The organism is Allobosea minatitlanensis, assembly GCF_964020775.1.
The window spans coordinates 2293700-2315255 of sequence record NZ_OZ224509.1 but is presented as its reverse complement, the minus strand read 5'-3'; the positions used below and the strand labels follow the sequence as shown (position 1 = coordinate 2315255).

17 protein-coding genes and 1 pseudogene are annotated in these 21556 nt (G+C 68.9%); 8 read left to right on the top strand and 10 right to left on the bottom strand.

Annotated features, from left to right (window positions below):
* Positions 1–41 precede the first annotated feature (41 nt).
* On the bottom strand, positions 42–1445 hold the full coding sequence (locus ACWH43_RS11570; RefSeq protein WP_260349626.1) for a TIGR03808 family TAT-translocated repetitive protein: 1404 nt from the start codon (positions 1443–1445) through the stop codon (positions 42–44).
* Between the two features lie 221 nt (positions 1446–1666).
* Here ACWH43_RS11570 and ACWH43_RS11565 point away from each other — a divergent pair, with 221 nt between their 5' ends.
* Positions 1667–2764 carry a glycosyltransferase family 4 protein gene (locus ACWH43_RS11565; RefSeq protein WP_260349625.1) on the top strand — a complete coding sequence of 366 codons (1098 nt, stop codon included), beginning with the start codon at positions 1667–1669 and terminating at the stop codon, positions 2762–2764.
* 6 nt (positions 2765–2770) lie between these two features.
* On the opposite strand, the gene ACWH43_RS11560 is transcribed toward ACWH43_RS11565, so the two are convergent.
* From ACWH43_RS11560 to ACWH43_RS11550, 3 genes are all read right to left on the bottom strand, one after another.
* Positions 2771–3649, bottom strand: a complete 879-nt coding sequence (locus ACWH43_RS11560) for a glycosyltransferase family 2 protein (RefSeq protein ID WP_158444993.1) — start codon at positions 3647–3649, stop codon at positions 2771–2773.
* Between the two features lie 29 nt (positions 3650–3678).
* Positions 3679–5061, bottom strand: coding sequence for a hypothetical protein (locus tag ACWH43_RS11555; RefSeq protein ID WP_158444992.1), 1383 nt, complete (start codon positions 5059–5061; stop codon positions 3679–3681).
* Positions 5062–5232: 171 nt separating this feature from the next.
* Positions 5233–5400 carry a hypothetical protein gene (locus ACWH43_RS11550; RefSeq protein WP_448153470.1) on the bottom strand — a complete coding sequence of 56 codons (168 nt, stop codon included), beginning with the start codon at positions 5398–5400 and terminating at the stop codon, positions 5233–5235.
* Between the two features lie 314 nt (positions 5401–5714).
* Here ACWH43_RS11550 and parE point away from each other — a divergent pair, with 314 nt between their 5' ends.
* From parE to ACWH43_RS11535, 3 genes are all read left to right on the top strand, one after another.
* On the top strand, positions 5715–7796 hold the full coding sequence (parE, locus tag ACWH43_RS11545; protein WP_375797047.1) for a DNA topoisomerase IV subunit B: 2082 nt from the start codon (positions 5715–5717) through the stop codon (positions 7794–7796).
* Between the two features lie 273 nt (positions 7797–8069).
* A complete protein-coding gene (locus ACWH43_RS11540; protein WP_158448057.1) occupies positions 8070–9002 on the top strand; it encodes a LysR family transcriptional regulator in 933 nt (310 codons plus the stop codon).
* Positions 9003–9109: 107 nt separating this feature from the next.
* A complete protein-coding gene (locus ACWH43_RS11535; protein ID WP_260349621.1) occupies positions 9110–9370 on the top strand; it encodes a hypothetical protein in 261 nt (86 codons plus the stop codon).
* Between the two features lie 168 nt (positions 9371–9538).
* Here the strand turns inward: ACWH43_RS11535 and ACWH43_RS11530 are convergent, their stop codons facing one another.
* A complete protein-coding gene (locus ACWH43_RS11530) occupies positions 9539–10249 on the bottom strand; it encodes an alpha/beta fold hydrolase (protein WP_158444988.1) in 711 nt (236 codons plus the stop codon).
* Between the two features lie 162 nt (positions 10250–10411).
* On the opposite strand from ACWH43_RS11530, the gene ACWH43_RS11525 reads away from it, so the two are divergent.
* Positions 10412–11872, top strand: a complete 1461-nt coding sequence (locus ACWH43_RS11525) for a DEAD/DEAH box helicase (RefSeq protein WP_158444987.1) — start codon at positions 10412–10414, stop codon at positions 11870–11872.
* Positions 11873–12055: 183 nt separating this feature from the next.
* Entirely contained in the window at positions 12056–13108 is a 1053-nt protein-coding gene (locus ACWH43_RS11520; protein ID WP_158444986.1) for a GGDEF domain-containing protein, read from the top strand.
* Between the two features lie 130 nt (positions 13109–13238).
* On the opposite strand, the gene ACWH43_RS11515 is transcribed toward ACWH43_RS11520, so the two are convergent.
* Complete coding sequence (locus ACWH43_RS11515) at positions 13239–13628, bottom strand: HesB/IscA family protein (protein WP_158444985.1); 390 nt, start codon at positions 13626–13628, stop codon at positions 13239–13241.
* 206 nt (positions 13629–13834) lie between these two features.
* Here ACWH43_RS11515 and ACWH43_RS11510 point away from each other — a divergent pair, with 206 nt between their 5' ends.
* Positions 13835–14902: a malate/lactate/ureidoglycolate dehydrogenase gene (locus ACWH43_RS11510; protein WP_448153468.1), complete on the top strand. Its 1068-nt coding sequence runs from the start codon at positions 13835–13837 to the stop codon at positions 14900–14902.
* 4 nt (positions 14903–14906) lie between these two features.
* Positions 14907–15260 (top strand): annotated as a pseudogene (locus ACWH43_RS11505) (MmcQ/YjbR family DNA-binding protein); the annotation flags it as partial.
* A 1-nt stretch (position 15261) separates the two neighbouring features.
* Here ACWH43_RS11505 and ACWH43_RS11500 read toward each other — a convergent pair.
* From ACWH43_RS11500 to ACWH43_RS11485, 4 genes are all read right to left on the bottom strand, one after another.
* Positions 15262–16149: a PhzF family phenazine biosynthesis protein gene (locus ACWH43_RS11500; protein WP_158448056.1), complete on the bottom strand. Its 888-nt coding sequence runs from the start codon at positions 16147–16149 to the stop codon at positions 15262–15264.
* 197 nt (positions 16150–16346) lie between these two features.
* Positions 16347–17300 carry a tetratricopeptide repeat protein gene (locus ACWH43_RS11495; protein ID WP_158448055.1) on the bottom strand — a complete coding sequence of 318 codons (954 nt, stop codon included), beginning with the start codon at positions 17298–17300 and terminating at the stop codon, positions 16347–16349.
* A gap of 592 nt (positions 17301–17892) precedes the next feature.
* Positions 17893–18474: a YqaA family protein gene (locus tag ACWH43_RS11490; protein ID WP_158444982.1), complete on the bottom strand. Its 582-nt coding sequence runs from the start codon at positions 18472–18474 to the stop codon at positions 17893–17895.
* Positions 18475–18632: 158 nt separating this feature from the next.
* On the bottom strand, positions 18633–21452 hold the full coding sequence (locus ACWH43_RS11485) for a valine--tRNA ligase (RefSeq protein WP_158444981.1): 2820 nt from the start codon (positions 21450–21452) through the stop codon (positions 18633–18635).
* Between the last annotated feature and the right edge of the window lie 104 nt (positions 21453–21556).

The following is a 21556-nucleotide window of genomic DNA, read 5'->3' as shown; positions in this document are numbered from 1 at the left end:
CGCTGATGCGCCCCGGCCTTTTTTATGCGGTCTCCCGCTCCTCAGGAAGCGCGATTGCCTGCGATGAGGATCTGGCCGGCGCTTCCCGCCGTCTGGGAAGAGAGATTGGCGTCGTAGGGCGTGAGCGGCGGAATGAGCACGACCGTCGCGGCCGAAACGATCGCATTGGCTCCCGCGCCCGAGATGATGTTGTTGCTGATCACCATCTTCCCGGCTTCGGCGCTGGACGAGAAGGCGATCCCGACGCCGCAGCCCCGGATCAGATTGCCGTCGCAAACGAGATCGCGAGCCCCCTGGGCCACGCCGAGCTTGATGCCGCCGGCCGCGCCTTCGATGATATTGCCGCTGACGACGGAATCCTGCTCCACCGTAATGCCGATGGCGCCGGTCTCGTAATCTCCCACTCCGTCCGACCCCGGAATGAGCGTGGAGACGAGGTTGCCGATCTGATTGCCTGCGACGATCGAGCGGCGAGCCACGCCGTCACCGTAATAGCCGGAATTGGCGACGTTGATGCCGGCGCCGGCAGTATCGACCCGATTGTTGACGATGGTGGCGCCCGTCCCGTCCTGCCCGGCAGCCGGCGCCTCGTAATAGAGACAGGCCTCCCGGATATTCCAGCAGGAATTGCCTTCGATGAAGGCTCGCGAACCGGCGTTGACGCGAACCGCCGAAAAGGCGCAATTGAAGATGGTGTTGCCGACAATGGAAACGTCGTTGGCCAGATAGGCTGAGATGCCGTTCCCGTTGGCGCCGGTCCCGGCGTCGCTGTCAACGAAGTTGATGAAGTTGTTGCGGACGACGGAGAGGTTTCCGCCGCTTCCGATCGTGCCGTAGATCGCGATGCCGTTGTTCTTCGCGCCGATTACACGGCAATCCTCGACAAGGATCTCGGAGCTGAACGCCCAGACGGCAACGTCGATATTGTTGAAGTTGCACTGGCTGACGCGAGGGCGCGAATCGTTCACGCACAGGAGCGCAGCCTTATAGGATCCCGCCGGCTCGGCAGCGGTCTTGGCCGTGTTGCGGAACGTGCAGCGCGAGAACACGACGTCATAGACGTTGTCGACGATGACGAGGCCCGCTGCCGCCGTGATGACGTTCGGAGCAGAATAGGCCGGCAAGCCGAGACTCTCGCCGTCGAAGACGATGTTCCGGAACGTCATGCCGGTCTGGCTCGAAACCCGAAGGCCGTAATTCCCGCCCGTGAGCCGCAGAATGGCCTCGCCCGCAGCGCAGAAGATCTCGATGCCGCGACCGGAACCGCTTGTTGTCGCGATATCGATATTCGACATGTCGTAGGTGCCCGGGCGAAGCTGAAGCGGCTTTGCGGCATTGCGCGCCGCCTCGATTGCGTCTCCGATTGTTGCGGTGGTGAAGCCGGACGGCGCCGGCGTGGCCGGGTCTGCGATCACCATGTCGTCGAGAATCCGATAGCCAGGCATTGAAAACTCCAAGACGGCTCAAATTTGGTTTCGCCCGCCTCGCCGCCGCGGTGCGATAGCGAGAACGAACAGGGAACATAATAGGCATAAATTCTTATAACGCAAGCGATTGACAGCGTTTTCGACCACGTCGCGGGCTCAACCGGGGATAACCCGGCCTTTACCCATGGTCCGGCAGTGTCGGCCGACTCATTCTGGAAGGCAGTGCCCAGAAGTTGCAGGTGATCTCGATCAACGGCCGTTTCCTCGGCCAGCCGCTGACCGGCGTGCAGCGTTTCGCGCTCGAGTTGACCAAGGCGCTTGACCGGCGCATCGGCTCCGGAGACCTTCCAGAAGCGCTCAGCCGGGCGCGCTGGCGCCTCCTGGCTCCGCCGGACGTCCCCGAGACCGGCGAATTCCGGCACATCGCCCTTGAACGCTTCGGCCCGTTCTCGGGCCATCTCTGGGAACAGACCTCGCTCGCGCGCCGGGCCGCTGGCGACCTGCTCGTCGGCTTCGGCGGAAGTGGCCCGCTGCTTCATCGCCGGCAGCTCGTGGTGATTCACGACGTCACGATTTTCCGGCACCCGGAAGCCTTCAGCAGGGCCTATCGCACCACCCACAAGCTGCTCGGCTTCGGGCTGACGCGAACCGCGCGCATCGCGACCGTATCCCGGTTCTCCCGCGGGGAACTGAGCGCGGTCTTCGGGGTGGAGCCTGACAGGATTCCGGTCATCTACAACGCCACTGACCACTTCTCAGGATTGGCTCCGGACGACACCATCCTGCCGCGGCTGGGCCTCGAAGATGCGAACTTCCTCTTCATGCTGGGGACGCTGAAACCCAACAAAAACGTCGACTTCGCCATCCGTGCCTTCGACGCCCTCGGGAAACGCGGCTGGAAGCTCGTGATCGCGGGCGCGCTCGACCGGGGCGGCGTGTTCAAGGCCGCAGCCCCGGCGAACGCGGAAAACCTGATCTTCACCGGTCGGCTGACGGATGCCGAGATCGTCGCGCTCGAGCGCCGGGCGCGCGCCTTCGTCTTTCCGAGCCTCTATGAAGGCTTCGGCATCCCGCCGCTCGAAGCCATGACGCAGGGCTGCCCGGTCCTGGCCGCCGACATCCCGGCTGTGCGCGAGGCCTGCGGGGATGCGGCGCTCTATTTCGACCCTCGCGACCACGGCAGTCTCGAAGATGCGATGCGTCGGATCATGGATGCCGGCACTGACGTCCTCGGCCTCACCGAAAAGGGACGGGCCAATCTCGCGCGCTTCTCCTGGGACCAGAGCGCCGCCTCCCTGCTCTCGGTCCTTTCGGAAATGTCGGCGCAGCGGCGCTGACGCCCCCTACTCCAGTGACAGAATCCGCTGCGGCGCGAGCCGCCCGCGCAGCAAGTCCCAGAAGGCGAGGCAATTGCCCTTCAGCCGGCCGCGCCGGTCGACGGGATTGTTCGGCTTCAGGCTGCCGCCGATATTCGCGGCAATGTTGCCCGCAGCCATGCGCAGGGCCCTGCGGGGCCTGAGGGTGCCCTTGCGTACCAGGTAAAACGGGTTGGCGATCTGCGAATAGCCGAAGCGCAGGCCGGAGGTCCGGCCGCGCTTGCTGCCGCGGTGCACGCCGCGCAGCGCCGTGCTGCGCACAATCCGCCCCTGGCCGGCGAGCTGCGCGCAGAAATCGGTATCCTCCTGCCAGCCATAGAGCGGTAGGTTCTCGTCGAAGCGCACTCCCGCGGCCCGGATCGCCGCCATGCGGAACGCCATGTTGCAGCCATAGGCGTTCTCGACCGGGATCAGCCGCGCCGTTGCGGGCGGCCGGTCGCGCGCCAGGATCGCCCGGGCTTCTTCGGCACCGAGCCCCGGCCCGTGGATGCCGTCGGCCAGGACCTCGCCCGTCGCCACGACGACATCGCCCTGCCCGGAAAACAGCGCCTCCGCCGCGGCGATGAAGTCCTGAGCTGGCAGGAAATCGTCGTCGAAGAACAGCAGCAGGTCGGCCTCGGCGATCGCATCGAGGATCGCGTTGCGCTGCAGGCACAGGCCCCGGCGCGGCGCGAGGCGCCTGACCGGCACGGCCAGCGTGGCGGCAAAGGCCCAGTCGACATCCTCCTCCTGCGCCGGACAGACCAGGATCTCGTCCGGCCGGCGCCGCTGCCCGGCCAGAGCCGCGAGCGTGTCGCACAGCACCTCGCGCCGCCCTGCGGTGGCGATCCCGACGACGATCCTCATGGCGGGTGTTTCCTCGTGCATGACGTCCCTCACTGCGCCAGCCAGCGCAGCATCCGCGGCAGCGCCGGCAGGCTGGCGATTAGCGTCGCGGCGAGCCCGGCGGCGGCGGCCAGGGCGGGACTGTCGGAGAACCACGCCGCGACGGCCCAGGCGGAGGCCAGCGCCCCGAGGCCGAGGACGAGCGGCAGGCGTTGCGGCTCGAAGGGCAGCAGGCGCAGCAGCAGCAGTCCGCCCGCCAAGGCGATCAGGGCTCCCGCCGCCGCACCGCCGGAGATGGCCACGTCGGAGCCGCCGAGAAGCCCCGCGGCAATCAGGGCGCCGAGGCACATCAGCGCGGAATCGATCACGGCCAGCAGGGCGATGGCTCCAAGCCGGCGCTGGAGATGCGCGGCTGTCGGCAGCAGCGTCTGCACCAACGCGCGGGCGAGCGCGGTCAGCGTGATCAGCGGCGCCACCCGGAGGAAAGCCTCGCGCAGCTCCGGCGCGATCAGGAAGGCGCTCGCCAGAGCGAGCAGGCTCAGTACGGCCGCCGCCCCCATCGTGCAGAAGCCGGCCAGCAAGGCGTAGTAACGGCCGAGCTCGCGGCGAAACGCCATGCCGTCGCCGTCGCGGTCGAAGAGCTGCACCAGCGACGGGTAGCGGATGGCATGGATCGCCGAGACGACCAGGACGAATGGGCGCTGCAGCAGGTCGAGCGCCAGGAGTGGGGCGGCCGCGCCCTGCCCGCCCAGCATGGCGGTGAAGATCGCCTTCAGGCCGAGCGGCGCCAGCATCGCGGCGACCGCCGCGCCGGCCGAGACGCCGCCATAGGCGAGGTGCCGGCGCGTGGCTTGCGGACTCCAGCGCATCGGCGCGCCGAAGCTCGCGCGATCGGCCAACCCCGCCACCACCGCATAGGCGAGATAGCCCGCTGTCATGCCGGCGAGGACATGGGCGAAATCCGCCCCCGCCCAGGCACCGGCGAGCGTCCCCGCCGCCAGCAGCGAGGCCCGCAGCGCCTGCATCCGGGAAAACAGCCGGAAGGCGTGGCGGAAGCGCAGCATGGCAAGATGGATCTCGCTGCCGCCCTGCACGATCGCCGCAAACGCGCCGAGCCCTGCAAGCGGTGCGGATACTCCGCAGAGCCACGCAACCAGCCCGCCGCATGCGCAGAACGCGCAGCAGGCGAGGAATTCGACGGTGAGGGTTGCGCGCTCGGCGGTCTCGCTCGCGGCGTCGGGTCCGGGATAGAAGCGGCTGCAGGCGAAACGGATCCATTCGAAGCAGGCGATCGCCGCGAACTGGACGATCGAGACGAACAGCGAATAGGCGGTGAACTCCGCCGAAGGCAGCCGGTTGGAGACGACCAGAAGCAGCCCCAGCGCCAGGACAGCCTGATAAAAATAGGCGCCGAGCGCGACGAGCTTCGCCATCGCTTCGCCTCAGCCGGCGACGAACGCGGCGAAAGCACTCGCCGGGGCGGTATGACCGATGATGACGCTGTTCACGCTGCGAACCCCTCCGCCGCCAGGGCTAAGGCAGAAAGGTTGATATTTCGCGTGGACCGGATCGCCGCCCGATCCGAACGCGGGCGCGGCGGAGTCTCAGGAAAAATGCAGGAAGGCGAGCCCGGCGCCGGCGGCCGTGGCGACGAGCCACCAGAGGCCGCGCGAGAACAGCCAGTCGAGGCGCGGCGCTTCCGTCGCGAGCCTGGCATCCTCGTAGCCGAAGGATTCTCCGGCCATCCGCGCCGCCCGCTGGAGCCCGGCCATTCTCGTCACAGGAACCGACTGACGCGACACCACGACGCCCTCCCCCTCAGGCCGACCGTAGCATGTTGCGAATCGCCGCACTGGCCCGGTCATGCGCATCATCCTCGACCTTGGCGCTTAACGCAGCCTGAACGGGCCGGGTTCCGCGCCCCGGTGTCGCGGCCGCCGATGACCGGCGGATGACGCCGCGCTCCTGACAGATGCGGAAGGCGAGGTTTTTATAGCGGGCCGGGCCGTCTATAAGCGGCGGCGAGCGCAGGACGGGCCGGAATGCGCTAGAGTTTTGCGTTGCGAATCAGGAAGCATTGGACGCGATGGCGGAGAACGGCGATCTTTTCGGCGGCGAGATGGAGCGGCCCGTGGCGGCCGGCCCGGGGCCGGAAGCGCGCGCGCCCGTCGAGACGCCGAAACCGGCGCGCGCCACCCCTGCCCCGGCGCGCAACGGCACGCTCTCGGAAGCCGGCTACGACGCCTCCGCCATCGAGGTGCTGGAGGGGCTGGAGCCCGTCCGCCGCCGCCCCGGCATGTATATCGGCGGCACCGACGAGCGCGCGCTGCACCATCTCTTCGCCGAGGTGATCGACAACGCCATGGACGAGGCGGTGGCCGGCCACGCCACCTTCATCGAGGTCGAGCTGTTCGAGGACGGCTCGCTCGCCGTCACCGACAACGGCCGCGGCATCCCGGTCGATCCGCATCCGAAGTTTCCGGGCAAATCGGCGCTCGAAGTGATCATGACGACGCTGCATGCCGGCGGCAAGTTCGACTCCAAGGCCTATGAGACCTCGGGCGGCCTGCATGGCGTCGGCGTCTCGGTGGTCAACGCGCTGTCCGACCGGCTCGAGGTCGAGGTCGCGCGCGGCAGGACGCTCTATCGCCAGGTCTTCTCGCGCGGCCTGGCGCAGGGGCCGCTGGAGACGGTCGGCGCCGTCGCCAACCGGCGCGGCACCAGGGTGCGCTTCCACCCGGACGCGCAGATCTTCGGCGAGGGCGCGCATTTCTCGCCGGCGCGCCTGTTCCGCATGGCGCGGTCCAAGGCCTATCTCTTCGGCGGCGTCGAGATCCGCTGGAGCTGCGCGCCCTCCCTGCTGAAGCCCGAGGGCGACGTCGCGGCCGAGGCCGTGTTCCGCTTTCCGGGGGGCCTGCGCGACTATCTCGCCCAGGAGATCGAGGGCAAGGACCTCGTCGCCGAGCCGATCTTCTCCGGCAAGATCGCCAGGGATGGCGGCCACGGCTCGCTCGAATGGGCGGTCGCCTGGCTCGCCACCGGCGAGGACGGCTTCTCCTCCTCCTATTGCAACACGATCCCGACGCCCGAGGGCGGCACGCACGAGCAGGGGCTGCGCATCGCCCTGCTGCGCGGCCTGCGCGACCATGCCGAGCGCATCGGCCAGTCGAAGCGCATGGCGCAGGTCACCTCCGACGACGTGATGGCGACCTGCGCGGCGATGCTCTCGGTCTTCATCCGCGAACCGGAATTCCAGGGCCAGACCAAGGACAAGCTCGCGACGCAGGAGGCGCACCGCATCGTCGAGGGCGCGGTGCGCGACGCCTTCGACCACTGGCTCGCCGCCGCCCCGCAACAGGCGCTCAAGCTGCTCGACTGGGCGGTCGACCGGGCCGAGGAGCGCCTGCGCCGGCGCCTCGAGAAGGAGGTCTCGCGCAAGACCGCGACGCGCAAGCTGCGCCTGCCCGGCAAGCTCGCCGACTGCTCCAATGCCGGCGCGGCCGGCTCCGAGCTCTTCATCGTCGAGGGCGACTCGGCCGGCGGCTCCGCCAAGCAGGCGAGGAACCGCGCGACCCAGGCGATCCTGCCCTTGCGCGGCAAGATCCTCAACGTCGCCAATGCGACGCGCGAGAAGCTGAACCAGAACCAGCAGCTCGCCGACCTGATCCTGGCGCTCGGCTGCGGCATCGGCACGCAGTTCCGCGAGGACGATCTGCGCTACGAGAAGGTCATCGTGATGACCGACGCCGATGTCGACGGCGCCCATATCGCCTCGCTGCTCGTCACCTTCTTCTGGCGCCAGACGCCGAAGCTGATCGAAAAGGGCCATCTCTATCTCGCCGTGCCGCCGCTCTACCGGCTCCAGCACGGCGGAAAAAGCGTCTATGCCCGCGACGACGCCCATAAGGACGAATTGCTGGAAACGGTGTTCAAGGGCAAGAAGCCGGAGATCTCGCGCTTCAAGGGCCTGGGCGAGATGATGCCGCAGCAGCTCAAGGAAACCACCATGGACCCGAGCAAGCGCATCCTGCTCAAGGTCATGGTCGATCACGAGAACAAGGAGGAGACCTCCGAGACGGTCGAGCGGCTGATGGGCAACAAGCCCGAGGCGCGCTTCACCTTCATCCAGGAGCGGGCGGCCTTCGCCGGCGCGCTGATCGACCTGTGAGACCGGCTGCCTTTGAGACGGACCGATGCGGATTTGCCGTCATGGCGCGCGCGGCGAAGCAGTGACGGCAGGCCGGCAATGACCCAGGGGCGGGCGCGAGGGTTGGCATCGAGAGCGGCGAGGCCGGCAGTTCTGCAGGGGTGGAGACCAGCACCGCCGGGCTGCCGCCATCCGCCGGGGCTGGCAGGGTTCGCCCATGCCCACCCCCTTCCGCTTCCCGAGTTGCCATGACCGCAAAGCCCCTGCCCCGGTCGACCGCCCGTCCCTGACGCCATGGCTGGGTCTGCTGCATCTGCATCTCGACCCGATGGCCGGCTGGCGGCAGCCGGACAGCCCTCCTGGGACGACATCCGCATCTTCGAAGCCGTCGCCGTCGCCGGGTCGATGGCCGTGGCGGCGGCGCGGCTCGGCCTGAGCGAGGCCACCGTCGCGCGCCGGCTGAAGGCGCTGGAGAAGGATCTCGGCCTCCAGCTCTTCCTTCGCGAGGCCAACCGGCTGGTGCCGACCGGCGCCGGATGCGCGCTCGCGGTGGAAGCGGCGGCCATCGCGGCGGCGACCCGGCGCTTCCTGTCGCGCGCCGAGGCTGCCCGCCCGCTCGCCGATGCGCCGGTGCGCGTCACCGCGACGACCTCGATCAGCCTGTTCCTGACCAGGCACGCCACCACGGTCTCCCGCGATGCCGGGGACATCGAGATCGTCATCCTCAGCACGCGCGAGCGCCTCAGTCTGGCCCATGGCGAAGCGGACGTCGCGCTGCGGATGAGCAGGCCACCGGACGAGCCCGGCTATTACGCCCAGAAGATCGGCCGGCTGATGCAGGCGCTCTATTGCCGCCGCGACGTCGATCCGGCGACGGCGCCGATCATCTCGGTCAACCGCGAGACCTCTTCCCGGATCGACGATCATATCCTGCGCTATGCCGAGGGGCGGCCGATCGCGGCCCGCGTCGGCGATTCCGCGGCGCGCTACGAAAGCATCCGTTCGGCCGGCGCCCTGTCGATGGCGCCCTGCTTCATGGCGGACGCCGACCCGGCGCTCGAGCGCCTCGCGCCGCCGCCGGAGGCGACCGGCGACGACATCTTCCTGCTCTCGCACGACGTCTCGCGGCAACGCCCCGGCGTCGGCGCGGTTCTGGCGGCGCTGCGCAAGCTGTTTCGCGCGCATCGCGCAGGGCTGGAAGGCCGGCTACCGGAGGCCGGCCCCTGATCCTGACGATTGCAGGCTGTCCGGAAAGCTCCGGCTAACCAAGCTTTTACCGCTCCCGGCGCATGCTGGCGCCCGTACCCGCGCCGAAACGGGCCCTGGAGAGCGCGATGCGCCTGATCGAACTGTTCTGGAAGAACAACCGCGGCACCGTGGCGACCGACATCGCCAAGGCCGCCGCCGCCATCGCCTTTCTCTCGGTCATCGCCGCCAATTTCGTCTCGAGCCAGACCGCAGGCCTCGACAAGGGCAGGCTGGCGCAGGCGAGCCTCGCCGCCTCGAAGCGCCAGCCGGTCGATCCGATGGTCACCGGCTCGATCGGCCACATCGCCAACGAGAGCAAGCTCGACCCCTGCGCCCTGCCGCGCTGATCGCCGCACCGCACCGAGCCGGCTCTCGACAAGGACGCGGGCCGTCCCGGACGGAGCCAAGCAAAGATCCGGGCCCGTGCCGGAACCGTTCAGTCATGGACCCCGGATCTCCCCGCGGTCGCCCGGGATGAGCCGCGCGGTTCCGCTGCCGAACCGTAAAAAGCCCGTTCAGCCCGAATGGCCCGCCTCGAGCCAGCGCGCCAGCTCGGCCGTCACCCGCTCCGGCTCCTCCAGCGTCGACAAATGGCCGCAGCCAGGCAAGGTGGCGAGCCGGGCCTGCTCTCCGACGATCCCGGCCATCTCCCGCGCCTCCTCGACCGGGGTGATCACGTCCTCCTCCCCGACGAGGACGAGCGTCGGCAAAGCGAGTCCGGCGAGAGCGGGCCGCGAATCCGGCCGCTGCATGATCGCCTTCTGCTGGCGCACGAAGCCGTCCGCGCCGATATCCTCGGCCATCCGCCGCACCGTAAGCCGCAGCCGCTCGTCCGCCAGGCGCGCCGGCGCCACCAGCCGCTGCCAGAGCAGGGTGGTGACGTTGTCATAGGCGCCCTTCTCCGCCAGATCGATCATCTGGGCGCGCGGCTCGTTGCTCTCGGGCGTCGCCGGCCTGGCGCTGGTGTCGAGCAGCGCGAGCCGCGCCACGCGCCCGGGCGCGCGGCGCAGCACCTCGAAGGCGACATAGCCTCCCATCGACAGGCCGCAGAGCGCGAAACGCGGCGGCGCGGCGGCGAGAAGCCGTTCGGCGATGGCGCCGAGGCTGTCGTCCCGGCTGTGTTCGGCCACCAGAACCAGGCGGCCATCGGCGAGCGCGGACCATTGCGGAGCGTAGAGTGCGGCGTTGCAACTGAGGCCGGGAACGAGAACGAGAGGGTCCTTCATCAGGCAAAAAGCGTCCTTTTCAGGCTACGTGATTGACTTTGCCGCATTTTCTTTGCATTCCACAGCGGTCCGAAGGCGCGCAGGTCCAGTTGTCGCGCCAGCGTGGCGGTTGATGAGGTCTTCCCGCCATGTGCCACCGACTCTGAAGAAGCGCGAAACGCGATGTCATTTGCCGAACTCGGCCTGAGTGAAAAGGTTCTGACGGCTGTCACGGCCGCCGGCTATAGCACACCGACTCCCATCCAGGCCCAAGCCATTCCACATGTATTGGCCCGCAAGGACGTGCTGGGCATCGCCCAGACCGGCACGGGCAAGACGGCGGCCTTCACCCTGCCGATGCTGACGATCCTGGAAACGGGCCGCGCCCGCGCCCGGATGCCGCGCACCCTCATCCTGGAGCCGACGCGCGAGCTCGCGGCCCAGGTCGAGGAGAACTTCACCCGCTACGGCGTCAACCAGAAGCTCTCCGTCGCGCTCCTGATCGGCGGCGTCTCCTTCGGCGACCAGGACGCCAAGATCACCCGCGGCGTCGACGTGCTGATCGCGACGCCCGGCCGCCTGCTCGACCATGTCGAGCGCGGCAAGCTGCTGCTCACCGGCGTCGAGCTGCTCGTCATCGACGAGGCCGACCGCATGCTCGACATGGGCTTCATCCCGGACATCGAGCGCATCTGCAAGCTCGTCCCCTTCACCCGGCAGACGCTGTTCTTCACCGCGACCATGCCGCCGGAGATCACCCGCATCTCCGAGCAGTTCCTGCACAATCCGGTCCGCGTCGAGGTCTCGCGCCCCGCCACCGCCGCCGCGACCATCACCCAGCGCCTGATCGCCTCCAATCCGCAGGATTTCGAGAAGCGCGAGACGCTGCGCAAGCTCATCAAGGGCGCGACCGACCTGCAGAACGCCATCGTCTTCTGCAACCGCAAGCGCGACGTGGCGACGCTGCACAAATCGCTGCTGCGGCACGGCTTCCCCGCCGTCGCTTTGCATGGCGACATGGACCAGTACGCCCGCATGGCGGCGCTCGAATCCTTCCGCACCGGCGAGAACCCGATCCTCGTCGCCTCGGATGTCGCGGCGCGCGGCCTCGATATCCCGGCGGTGAGCCATGTCTTCAACTTCGACGTGCCGACCCATGCCGAGGACTATGTCCACCGCATCGGCCGCACTGGCCGCGCCGGCCGCGAAGGCGCCTCCTTCACCATCGTCACGCGCCATGACGACAAGCTCGTCGCCGCCATCGAGAAGCTGACCGGCCAGACCATCGCCTTCGAGGGTCCCGGGCTCGACGCCCTGCCGCCAGGCGAGGCGCGCGAGGAACGGCGCGGCAAGCGCGACGACAAGCGCTCCTCCGCGCGCGGCCGCGGCCGCGGCGAGCGCGACGGCAAGCGCCGCGACCATGGCGAAGCCGAGGCCGCCCCCGCCGTCGAGGCCGTGGAGGAGCGCCGCGAGGCGCGCCGCCAGCGTTCGCGCCACGAGGCCGAGCCGATCCGCCCCGGCACCCCGGAGCGCAAGGAACGCGGCGAGCGCCGCCGCAATCGCGACGAGGATGACGGGCCGCAGGTCAAGGGCCTCGGCGATCACGTGCCGGCCTTCCTGCTGCGCCCTGTCCGCATCGGCTGACGCGGCTTCGTAAACCCGATCTTAACGGCTTTCGCGCGATGTTTTCGCCGCCGCGATACGGCTCGTATCGCGGTGGACGGGCGCATGCCGCCGTAGATACGGACAGGATGTCCCGCTTCGATTGAACGATCGAAGCTGACGTGGCCGAAAGCCGCGACCCGCTTCGCACGGGAATGGCATGTCATGGACGAGGCCCCGGTTTCCGCCCATCACGATCTGGCCGAGCGCGTCGTCACGGCCATGCGCCGGCACGGCTCGCCGGGCTATCCCCGCGCCTTCGAGGTCTGGTACGCCCATCTGAGCGGCGAAATGCCGGCGGTGAGCATCGCGCTGAACGCGATCTTGGCCGGCGGCGACGGCAAGATCACCGCCGCCGACATCGACAGCCTCTACGAACGCTTCATCAACACCGAGCGCTTCTCGCGCCAGGCCGAGCGCACCAGCTTGCAGGTGCTGGGCGAGATCGACGCGATGATGGCGCTGGTCGACAAGGCGCTCGGCTCCAGCGAGCTCTACCACGGCCGGCTGACGGCGATGTCCGAGGACGTGCCGCCGGTGAGCGACCGGCAGAAACTGCGCGAATGGGTCGAGGCGCTGGTGCTGTCGACCCGCGAGGAGGTGACGCGCAAGGCCCAGCTCGAAGCCGAGTTGCGCAACAGCGCCAACGAGATCCGCAATCTGCGCGAGGCGCTGGAATCGACCCGCGCCGAAGCCCTGACCGACCCGCTGACCGGCCTCGCCAACCGCCGCCATTTCGAGGAGATGCTGCAGAAGTCGATCGATCAGGCGACGCTGCGGCGCGAGCCCTTTGCGCTGGTGATGGCCGATATCGACTTCTTCAAGCGCTTCAACGACGCCCATGGCCACCTCACCGGCGACCAGGTGCTGCGCCTCGTCGCGCGCACGATGAAGGACAAGTTCAAGGACAAGGCGATCATCAGCCGCTTCGGCGGCGAGGAATTCGCGATCATCCTGCCCGAGTCCGACCTCATCGCCGGCAAGTTCGGCGCCGAGACGGTGCGGCAGGCCCTGCTCACGCGCGAGCTGGTCAAGCGCTCGACCAACGAGAATCTCGGCCGCATCACCATCTCGCTCGGTGTCGCCATGTACCGGCGCGGCGATACGGCGGGCTCGCTCGTCGACCGGGCCGATCAGGCGATGATGCGGGCGAAGCGCGACGGCCGCAACCGCACCGTCACCGAGGAAGCCGTGGAGCTGGCGAGCCGCGTCGCCTGAAGCTTCCGCTCCGCCCTCCCGAGACCTCGCCGTCATTTGCGGGCGCCGCGAAGCAATCCAGGGGCAGCCGTAGTTAGGCAGCCGGGACCGTTTCGGTCCGCAGTTCGCTTTTGCAGATGGCGATCGCGGCTCAGGAGGCGGCCAGCGCGCCTTCGCTGCGCGGCTTGATCTCGACGGATTCGCCGCAGCCGCAGGCGGAGACCTGGTTCGGGTTGTTGAAGACGAAGGTCGAGGAAAAACGGTCGCTCTTGAAGTCGAGCTCGGTCCCGAGCAGGAACAGCACCGCCTTGGCGTCGACGATCACCGTCGCCTCCTTCTCGGTGACGATCTCGTCGCCCTTGTTGATCTCCCGCGCGATCTCGAAAGTGTATTCCATTCCCGCGCAGCCGCCCTTCTTCACGCCGACCCGGAGGCCGAGCGCGGGCGTCGCATCCCCTGCGGTCTGCGCCATGATCTCGCGAATGCGGGCGGCGGCGGCATCGGTCAGGGAGATGACCTTCAGGCCGGGAATCGAAAACATCGTCTGTCCTCCTCGACCGGGTTCAAGGCCCGGTGAAGCAAGATTGCGCTCCTAAGATAGGGATTGCGGAGGCTGCCGTCGAGATGCCGCGCGCGGCCGCGCGCCCGCCATGCATCCGCGGGACCGCGTTGCCCCGCCCGGCGCATTGCGGTTCGCCCGCCATCATGCACTCTGGAGCGCCATCGATCCCCAGCATCTGCGAAGCCATGTCCCATAAGCTGCACCGCCCGGAAGCCCTCCGCTCCCTGATCCGCGACATGGTCACCAAGGCCGGCTGGAGCGAGGCGGAAGCGCAGGAGACCGCCGACCACCTCGTTCTCGCCAATCTCAGCGGGCACGACAGCCATGGCGTCGGCATGATCCCGCTGTATTTCCAGTCGCTTGCCGATGGAAACCTCAAGCCCGAATTGAAGGGCGTCACCCGCGTCGAGGCGGCGCCCTTCCTGATCGTCGACGGCAACATCGCGCTCGGCCAGCCGAATGCGCGCAACGCCGTCGACCGCGCCGCCGCCATGGCGGGCCAGACCGGCGTCGCGATCGTGAACCTGCTCGATTCGCACCATATCGGCCGCATCGGCCACTATGCCGAGGTCGCCGCGGCGGCCGGGCTGATCTCGTTCTTCTGGGTCAATGTCGCCGGCCGCCCGCCGATCGTCGCGCCCTTCGCCGCCAAGGAGGCGCGCTTCGGCACCAATCCGCACGCCATCGGCATCCCGGTTCCCGGCGGCGAGCCGCTGATCCTCGATTTCGCGACGAGCCGCATGGCCCATGGCAAGGCCCGCGTCGCGCTCAACAAGGGCGAGCAGGTGCCGCCCGGCTACATCATCGACGGCGAGGGCCGCCCGACCACCGACCCCGCCCATGTCTTCGCCAGCCCGGACCATCCGCTCGGCGCGCTGCTGCCCTTCGGCGACCACAAGGGCGCCGGCCTGTCGCTGATCGCCGAACTGCTCTCGGCCGGGCTGATGGGCGCGGCGCGCATCGACCAGAAGCCGCAGAAGAGCTGGATCATCAACTCGCTCTTCGGGGTGCTGATCGACCCTGCCCGGCTCGAGCCCGACGCCGATCTGCGCCGCAGCCGCATCGACAGCTATCTCGCCTTCGTGCGCGCCGCCAGGCCGCAGGACCCGGCCAACCCCGTGCTCGCCCCGGGCGACAAGGAGCGCCGGGTCCGGATCGAGCGCGGCGCCGCCGGCATCCCGCTCGACGACGAGACCTGGTCGCAGATCAGGGCGGCCGCTGCGCGCCACGGCATCGACGCCGACAGCTACTGAGCCGATGACGCCCGCCGCCTGCAACGCCTTCTGCGCCTCGCTGCCGGCGGCGCGCCATGTCGTGCAATGGGGCGGCGCCGATGTCTGGAAGGTCGGCGACAAGGTCTTCGCCATCGCCCGGGCGCAGGCCGATGGCGCGGTGGCGGTGAGCTTCAAATGCTCGCCGCTGGCCTATGACATCCTGAAGGACCAGCCGGGTCTCAGGCCCGCGCCCTATCTCGCCTCGCGCGGGATGAAATGGATCCAGTGGCTCTCCGGCGAGAGCATGCCGGACGACGCCCTGCAGGACTATCTGCGCGAGAGCCACCGCCTCGTCGCCGCCGGGCTGACGCGGCGGGCGCGGGCCGAGCTGGGGCTCGCTAGAGCTCCGCCTCGCCGCGGAACATTGGCGCACAGGCGCCGCCGACGCGGGAGCGATAGCCGTCCTCGGCCCGGCGCGAGGCGACGTTCAGCAGGCTCGGCCGGCCCATCTCGACGCCCTGGGTGATGGTGTAGGAGGCCGCCTCGCCGCCATCGAGAGAGAGCAGCAGGGCGCCGAGCGTGGCGCTGGCGCTGCCGGTGGCGGGGTCCTCCCAGGTGCCGGCGAGCGGCGCGAACATCCGCGCCCGGATGCGGTTGCCGTCGCGCGCATAGAGGAAGAGCGAGAGCCGCCCCTGGAGCCCGGCATGCTGGCGTTCCAGCTTGCGGAAGGCGACGAGGTCGGGCGCCGCGCCGGCCAGGGCCTCGGGCGCCGCCTGCGCCAGCACGAATTGGACGCCGAGCGAAGCCTGGACCGGGCGATGCGCCGCCGTCAGGATGGCCCCGGCCTGCAACCCGGCGCAGGCGGCGATGCCGTCTGCCGGCAATTCGATCCCGAGCGAGAGTGCCTGCGGCGCGGCGATGACGGCGCCGGTCACGGCCCCGGCCGGATTGCGTTCGATGGCGATCTCGACCAGCCCCGCCATCTGCTCGAAGCGCAGCACGCCGTTGCGGTCGCGGCCGTGGCGGGCCAGCACGCAGGCCGTGCCGACATTGGGATGGCCGGCGAAGGGCATCTCGGCCGTGCGGTGGAAGATGCGCACGCGCGCATCGTTGGCCGGATCGTCCGGCGGCAGGACGAAGGTGGTCTCGCTGTAGTTCATCTCCGCCGCCAGCGCCTGCATCTGCGCGTCGGAGAGGCCGCGGGCATCGGTGAAGACGGCGAGCGGATTGCCGCCGAAAGGCTTGTCGGTGAAGACGTCGACGGTCTCGTAGGGAAAGCTCGGCATGACGGATCCCGCTCGCGTGCCTGATGGGGCCTTCACCGCGCGGCGCAGGCGCGCGACGGCCCTGCCATTCCTGCCAGCGAAGCCGGTTCGGCGCCAATCAAGCGATGAGATGCATTCCATCACGGCCGCGACGGAAACGGGCCTGCCGAAGCTCCGGCTGGGTTGGGATCGGCCGGAGCCGGCAGCCGCAGCGCCGATCAGCGTTGCATCGTCGGCGAGCCGCTGCCGGCGAGCTGCTGGCGCTCGAGCAGCGCCGTCGCCGCCTGGCGGTCCGCGGCGGAAGCCGCCGCGAAGGCCGCGTCATGGCGCTCGATGATCCAGCTCTCGCGCACCGGATCGGCGCCGTCGCGGGCCAGGGCGAGCCACATCAGCCCGAGGACGGGCTGGCGCGGCACGCCCTCGCCGCCGCGCAGCAGCATCTCGCCGAAGGCCGCGCGGGCCGGCGCATGGCCCTTCTCGGCCGCGAGCTTCATCCAGCGCGCCGCCTGACGGGGATCGCGGGCCGTGCCCTGCCCCTTCATGTAGAGCCGCGCGAGATTGTACTGCCCGTCCGGGTCGCCGAAATAGGAGGCGGCGTAGTTGAACATGTCGAAGGCGCGGTCGGGATTGGGCTTCACATAGCTGCCGCGGATCCCGTCGGCGAAATAGCTCCCGAGCGCCACGAAGGCGCTGCCGACCATGCGGCCGGCGGCCGTGCCGGGAGCGGCGTCGGCATTCTCGTCCGCGATCTTCGAGAAATACTCGAAGGCCTTGAGATCATTGGCGGGAACGCCCTCGCCGCCGGCATACATCCGGCCGAGCTTGTACTGGGCGGTCAGGTGCCCCTGCGAGGCGGCGTATTCGAGCGCGCGCACGGCGCCGACCTGATCGCCGGCCGAGGAATCGCGCATCCAGGCGCGCAGCGCCTCGCGGGCGTTGCTGAACGGCACGAAGGGCAGCGCGCTATGGGCCGTCGGCGTGTTCGGCGCCGGGGCGATCACGGCGTCGTCGGAAACGGCAGGGCGCGACGGCCCCGGCTCGGGCAGAGCGATGCCGGGAATCGGACGCGGCGGCAGCGGCGGCTGCCCATTGGCAAAGTCCTGCGCCCGGGCGCCCTGGGGGGCGCCGACGAACAGCAGCAGGCATGCGATGGTGAGGTCAGATATCCGCATAGCAGTGAGCTTCGCCCGCCCTTCCTGGGTGAGTCGGGGCGCGGCCTCCGGCAAAGCCGGCGATCTCCGCGCCTTTCCGCAGCACTCCGGATTCGTTGCTGGCGTCCCCTGGCATCCGGCAGCCAGCAGGCGCTCCAAGTTCGGCATCACGAAGGCGCTTTGCGAGCATTCCTGTGATCGCGCCTGTGATCGCGCGCGGGAAGAGCCTTCCGCCTTCGCGCGGCGGAGCGCCGGCGGCAGCCGCGGGCCCCATGCCCGCAGGGCGGCCCGGCCTGCCCCACTCCTCGAACACACGCGCCTTCATCGCCACTCGTCCTGTCCCCCCCAGACTGGCACGGCCGAAAACTGCCATGTCGATCGGGCCGGCTGCAACGTCGACCCTGAACCCCCGTTCCCGCAGGAAAAACCGCGCCCGCCGCGGCTCGAAAGTTCAATTTGTCTATATCTCAAAGACTTAATCCGCCCTTTTGCTGGGCGTCTTTTGTGGCGGCTTCACGGCGGCCGGGCGCGGCGGCGGGCTCCCGGAAGGGTTCCCGCCACAGTGTTGCAGCGATGTCACGAAAATGCGTATGCCCCGGGCCCGCAGCCCGGATCAGAGCACCATCGGCAGGACGAAGAAGCCGCCCACCACAACCGCCAGGAGAGTCAGCGCCGCCATCGGCAGATGCTTCTCGATGAAGATGCGGATGTCGTCGCCGTAAAAGCGCAGCGCCAGGGCGATCATCACGAAGAAGCTCGCCCGCGAGACGACCATGCCGACCGTGAACTTCCACAGGTCGAAATGCAGGAAGCCCGACATGATCGTGACGATCTTGAACGGGATCGGCGTCAGCCCCTTGGTGACCAGCACCCAGAACCAGTAGTCCTGCGAGGTCGCGATGAGATGGGCCGCCTTCTCCTGCAGGCCGTAGATCCCGATCAGCCAGGCGCCGAGCGAGTCGTAGAGCAGGAAGCCGATGCCGTAGCCGACATAGCCGCCGAGCACGGCGCCCAGCGAGCAGATGCCGGCATAGAACAGGGCGCGGTCCGGCCGGGCGATGCACATCGGCAGCAGCAGCGGAATCGGCGGCAGCGGGCTGATCGAGCTCTCGACGAAGGTCAGCGCGAAAAGCAGCCACGGCGCGGCCGGATGCGAGGCGTAGGAAACACACCAGTCATAAGCCCGCTTGAGCATGGGTTCCTGCTCTGCCGATCCTGTCTGCCGCCAGCTTGCGCATGGCGGAACTGCGCCGCGCGCATCTAAGCGATCTCCGGGGAGGAGCGCCAGTCTTCTCTCCCCGCAGCGTCAATTTAACGACGGAGCCGTGGCCGCAATGCGGTCGCGGCGCCTTTTCAGGCCAGCCGCGCCAGCGCCTCGGCGATCTTCAGCTTGCGCGCTTGCGCCGCCGCCTTGCGCTCGCGGTTCTCCTCGACGATCTCCTCCGGCGCGCGCGCCATGAAGTCGGGATTGCCGAGCTTCTTCTCGACGACCGCGATGTCCTGGTCGAGCCTGGCGAGCTCCTTGGTCAGGCGCGAGCGCTCGGCATCGAGGTCGATCAGCCCGGCGAGCGGCAGCGCCGCGACCTCGCCGCGCACGATGATCTGCGCCGACTGCGCCGGGGCGGCAGCCGCGAAGGCGATGTCGGAGACGCGCGCCAGCCGCTCGATCATCGGCCGCCAGCTCTCGATCGTCGCCCGCGTCGCCGCCGAGGCATTGACGAGGACGAGCGGCGCCTGCGTGCCGGCCGGCACGTTGACCTCCGAGCGCACCGAGCGGATGTCGGAGATGAGGTCGACGACGAAGCCGATCTCGGCCTCGGCCGCCTCGTCCTTGAGGCCGGCGAGGTCGGGCCAGCGCGTCAGGCAGACCAGCGCGGCATCGCCGGCAGCGAGCTTGCGCGGCGCGCCGGCCGCGGCCTTCTGCGCCCAGAGCTCCTCGGTCAGGAAGGGCATGAAGGGGTGCAGAAGCTGGCAGATCAGGTCGATGACATAGGCGACCGTCGCCTGCGTCTCGGCCTTCTCGGCGGCGTCGACGTTCTCGCCCTGCAGCACCGGCTTGGCGAGCTCGAGATACCAGTCGCAGAACTGGTTCCAGACGAAGCGATAGGCCGCGCCCGCCGCCTCGTTGAAGCGGAAGCTCGGGATGGCGGCCGCGGCCTCCTCCGCCGCCTGGGCGGCCTCGCTGAGGATCCAGCGGTTGAGCGGCTGCTTGACGGCGGCCGGGTCGAACCCTTCCGCCCGCGCGCAGCCATTGAGCTCGGCGAAGCGGGCCGCGTTCCAGATCTTGGTCGCGAAGTTGCGGTAGCCCTCGACGCGCTGGGTGCTGAGCTTGATGTCGCGCCCCTGCGCCGCCATCGCCGCCAGCGTGAAGCGCAGCGCATCGGCGCCGTACTGGTCGACGAGGGTGAGCGGGTCGATGACGTTGCCCTTCGACTTCGACATCTTCGCGCCCTTCTCGTCCCGGACGATGGCGTGGATGTAGACGTCGCGGAACGGCACCTCGTCCATGAAGTTGAGGCCCATCATCATCATCCGGGCGACCCAGAAGAAGATGATATCGAAGGCGGTGACCAGCGTCGCCGTCGGATAGTAGCGCTTGAGCTCCGGGGTCTCCTGCGGCCAGCCTAGCGTCGAGAACGGCCAGAGCGCCGAGGAGAACCAGGTGTCGAGCACGTCCTCGTCCCGGCGCAGCTCGACCGGCCCGCCGTAATGGCCGACCGCGAGCGCCTGCGCGCCGGCTTCCGATTCCGCCACGAAGACCTCGCCGTCCGGCCCGTACCAGGCCGGGATCTGGTGGCCCCACCAGAGCTGGCGCGAGACGCACCAGGGCTCGATGTTTTCCAGCCAGTCGTAATAGACCTTGGTCCAGTTCTCGGGCGTGAACTTCGTACGCCCGTCCTGCACCGCCTTGAGCGCGCGCTGCGCCAGCGGCTTGACGTCGACATACCACTGGTCGGTGAGCCAGGGCTCGATGACGACGTCGGAGCGGTCGCCATGGGGCACGGTATGCGCATGCGGCTCGACCTTGGCGAGGAAGCCGCGCTCGGCCATCATCGCCACGACCTCGCGGCGCGCCGCGAAGCGGTCGAGCCCGTCGAGCGCCAGCGTCTCCGCCTCCGGCTTCGCGCCGGCGAGGAAATCCTCGTTGCCGGCGAGCGTGATCCGCGCCTCGCCGTCGAGGATGTTGACGACGTCGAGCCGGTGGCGCTTGCCGACCTCGAAATCGTTGAAGTCGTGCGCCGGGGTGATCTTGACCGCGCCGGTGCCCTTCTCCGGGTCGGCATAGTCGTCCGGCACGATCGGAATGACGCGGCCGACCAGCGGCAGCACCGCCTTGCGGCCGATCAGATGGCCGATCGTCTCGTTGTCGGGATGCACCGCGACGCCGGTATCGCCCAGCATCGTTTCGGGACGCGTGGTCGCGACCGTGATGAAGGTCGAAGCGTCGTCGGCATCGTAGGTCGCGCCTTCGAGCGGATAGTTGAAATAATAGAGATGGCCGTTCGGATCGCGGTTCAGCGCCTTGTCGAGCTTGGCGGCGTCGAAGGGCTCCTCACTGCCGCGCTGCCATTTGAAGCTGCCGGTCTTTTCGACCTGGAGCACCTCGAGATCCGAGATCGCGGTCTGGAACTTCGGATCCCAGTTCACCAGCCGCTTGGCGCGGTAGATCAGCCCCTGCTTGTGAAGGCCGACGAAGACCTTGAGGACGGCGGCCGAGAGCCCCTCATCCATGGTGAAGCGCTCGCGCGACCAGTCGCAGGAGGCGCCGAGGCGGCGGAGCTGGTTGACGATCGTGCCGCCGGACTCCTCCTTCCACTTCCAGACCTCGGCGAGGAAGGCCTCGCGCCCCATGCTGCGGCGATCGGTCTTGTTCTCGCCGGCGAGCTTGCGCTCGACGACCATCTGCGTCGCGATGCCGGCATGGTCGGTGCCCGGCTGCCAGAGCACGTCCTTGCCGCGCATGCGCTCGAAGCGGCAGAGCACGTCCTGCAGCGTGTTGTTGAGCGCGTGGCCCATATGCAGCGAGCCGGTGACGTTCGGCGGCGGGATCACGATGCAATAGGGCTCGGCTCCGGGGCCTGCGCCCCGGCCCGCCCTGAAGGCCTGCGCCTCGTCCCAGGCCTTGCTGATCCGGGCCTCGACGGCTGCCGGCTCGAAAGTCTTGTCCATCATCGCATCGCTCGAAACGCAGAAAGGCCGGGGAACCTGCCCCGGCCGGGAAAATTTTACGGCCCAAAAGCTCTCGCCGCCTTAAGAGCGCATGCGAAGGGCGCGCG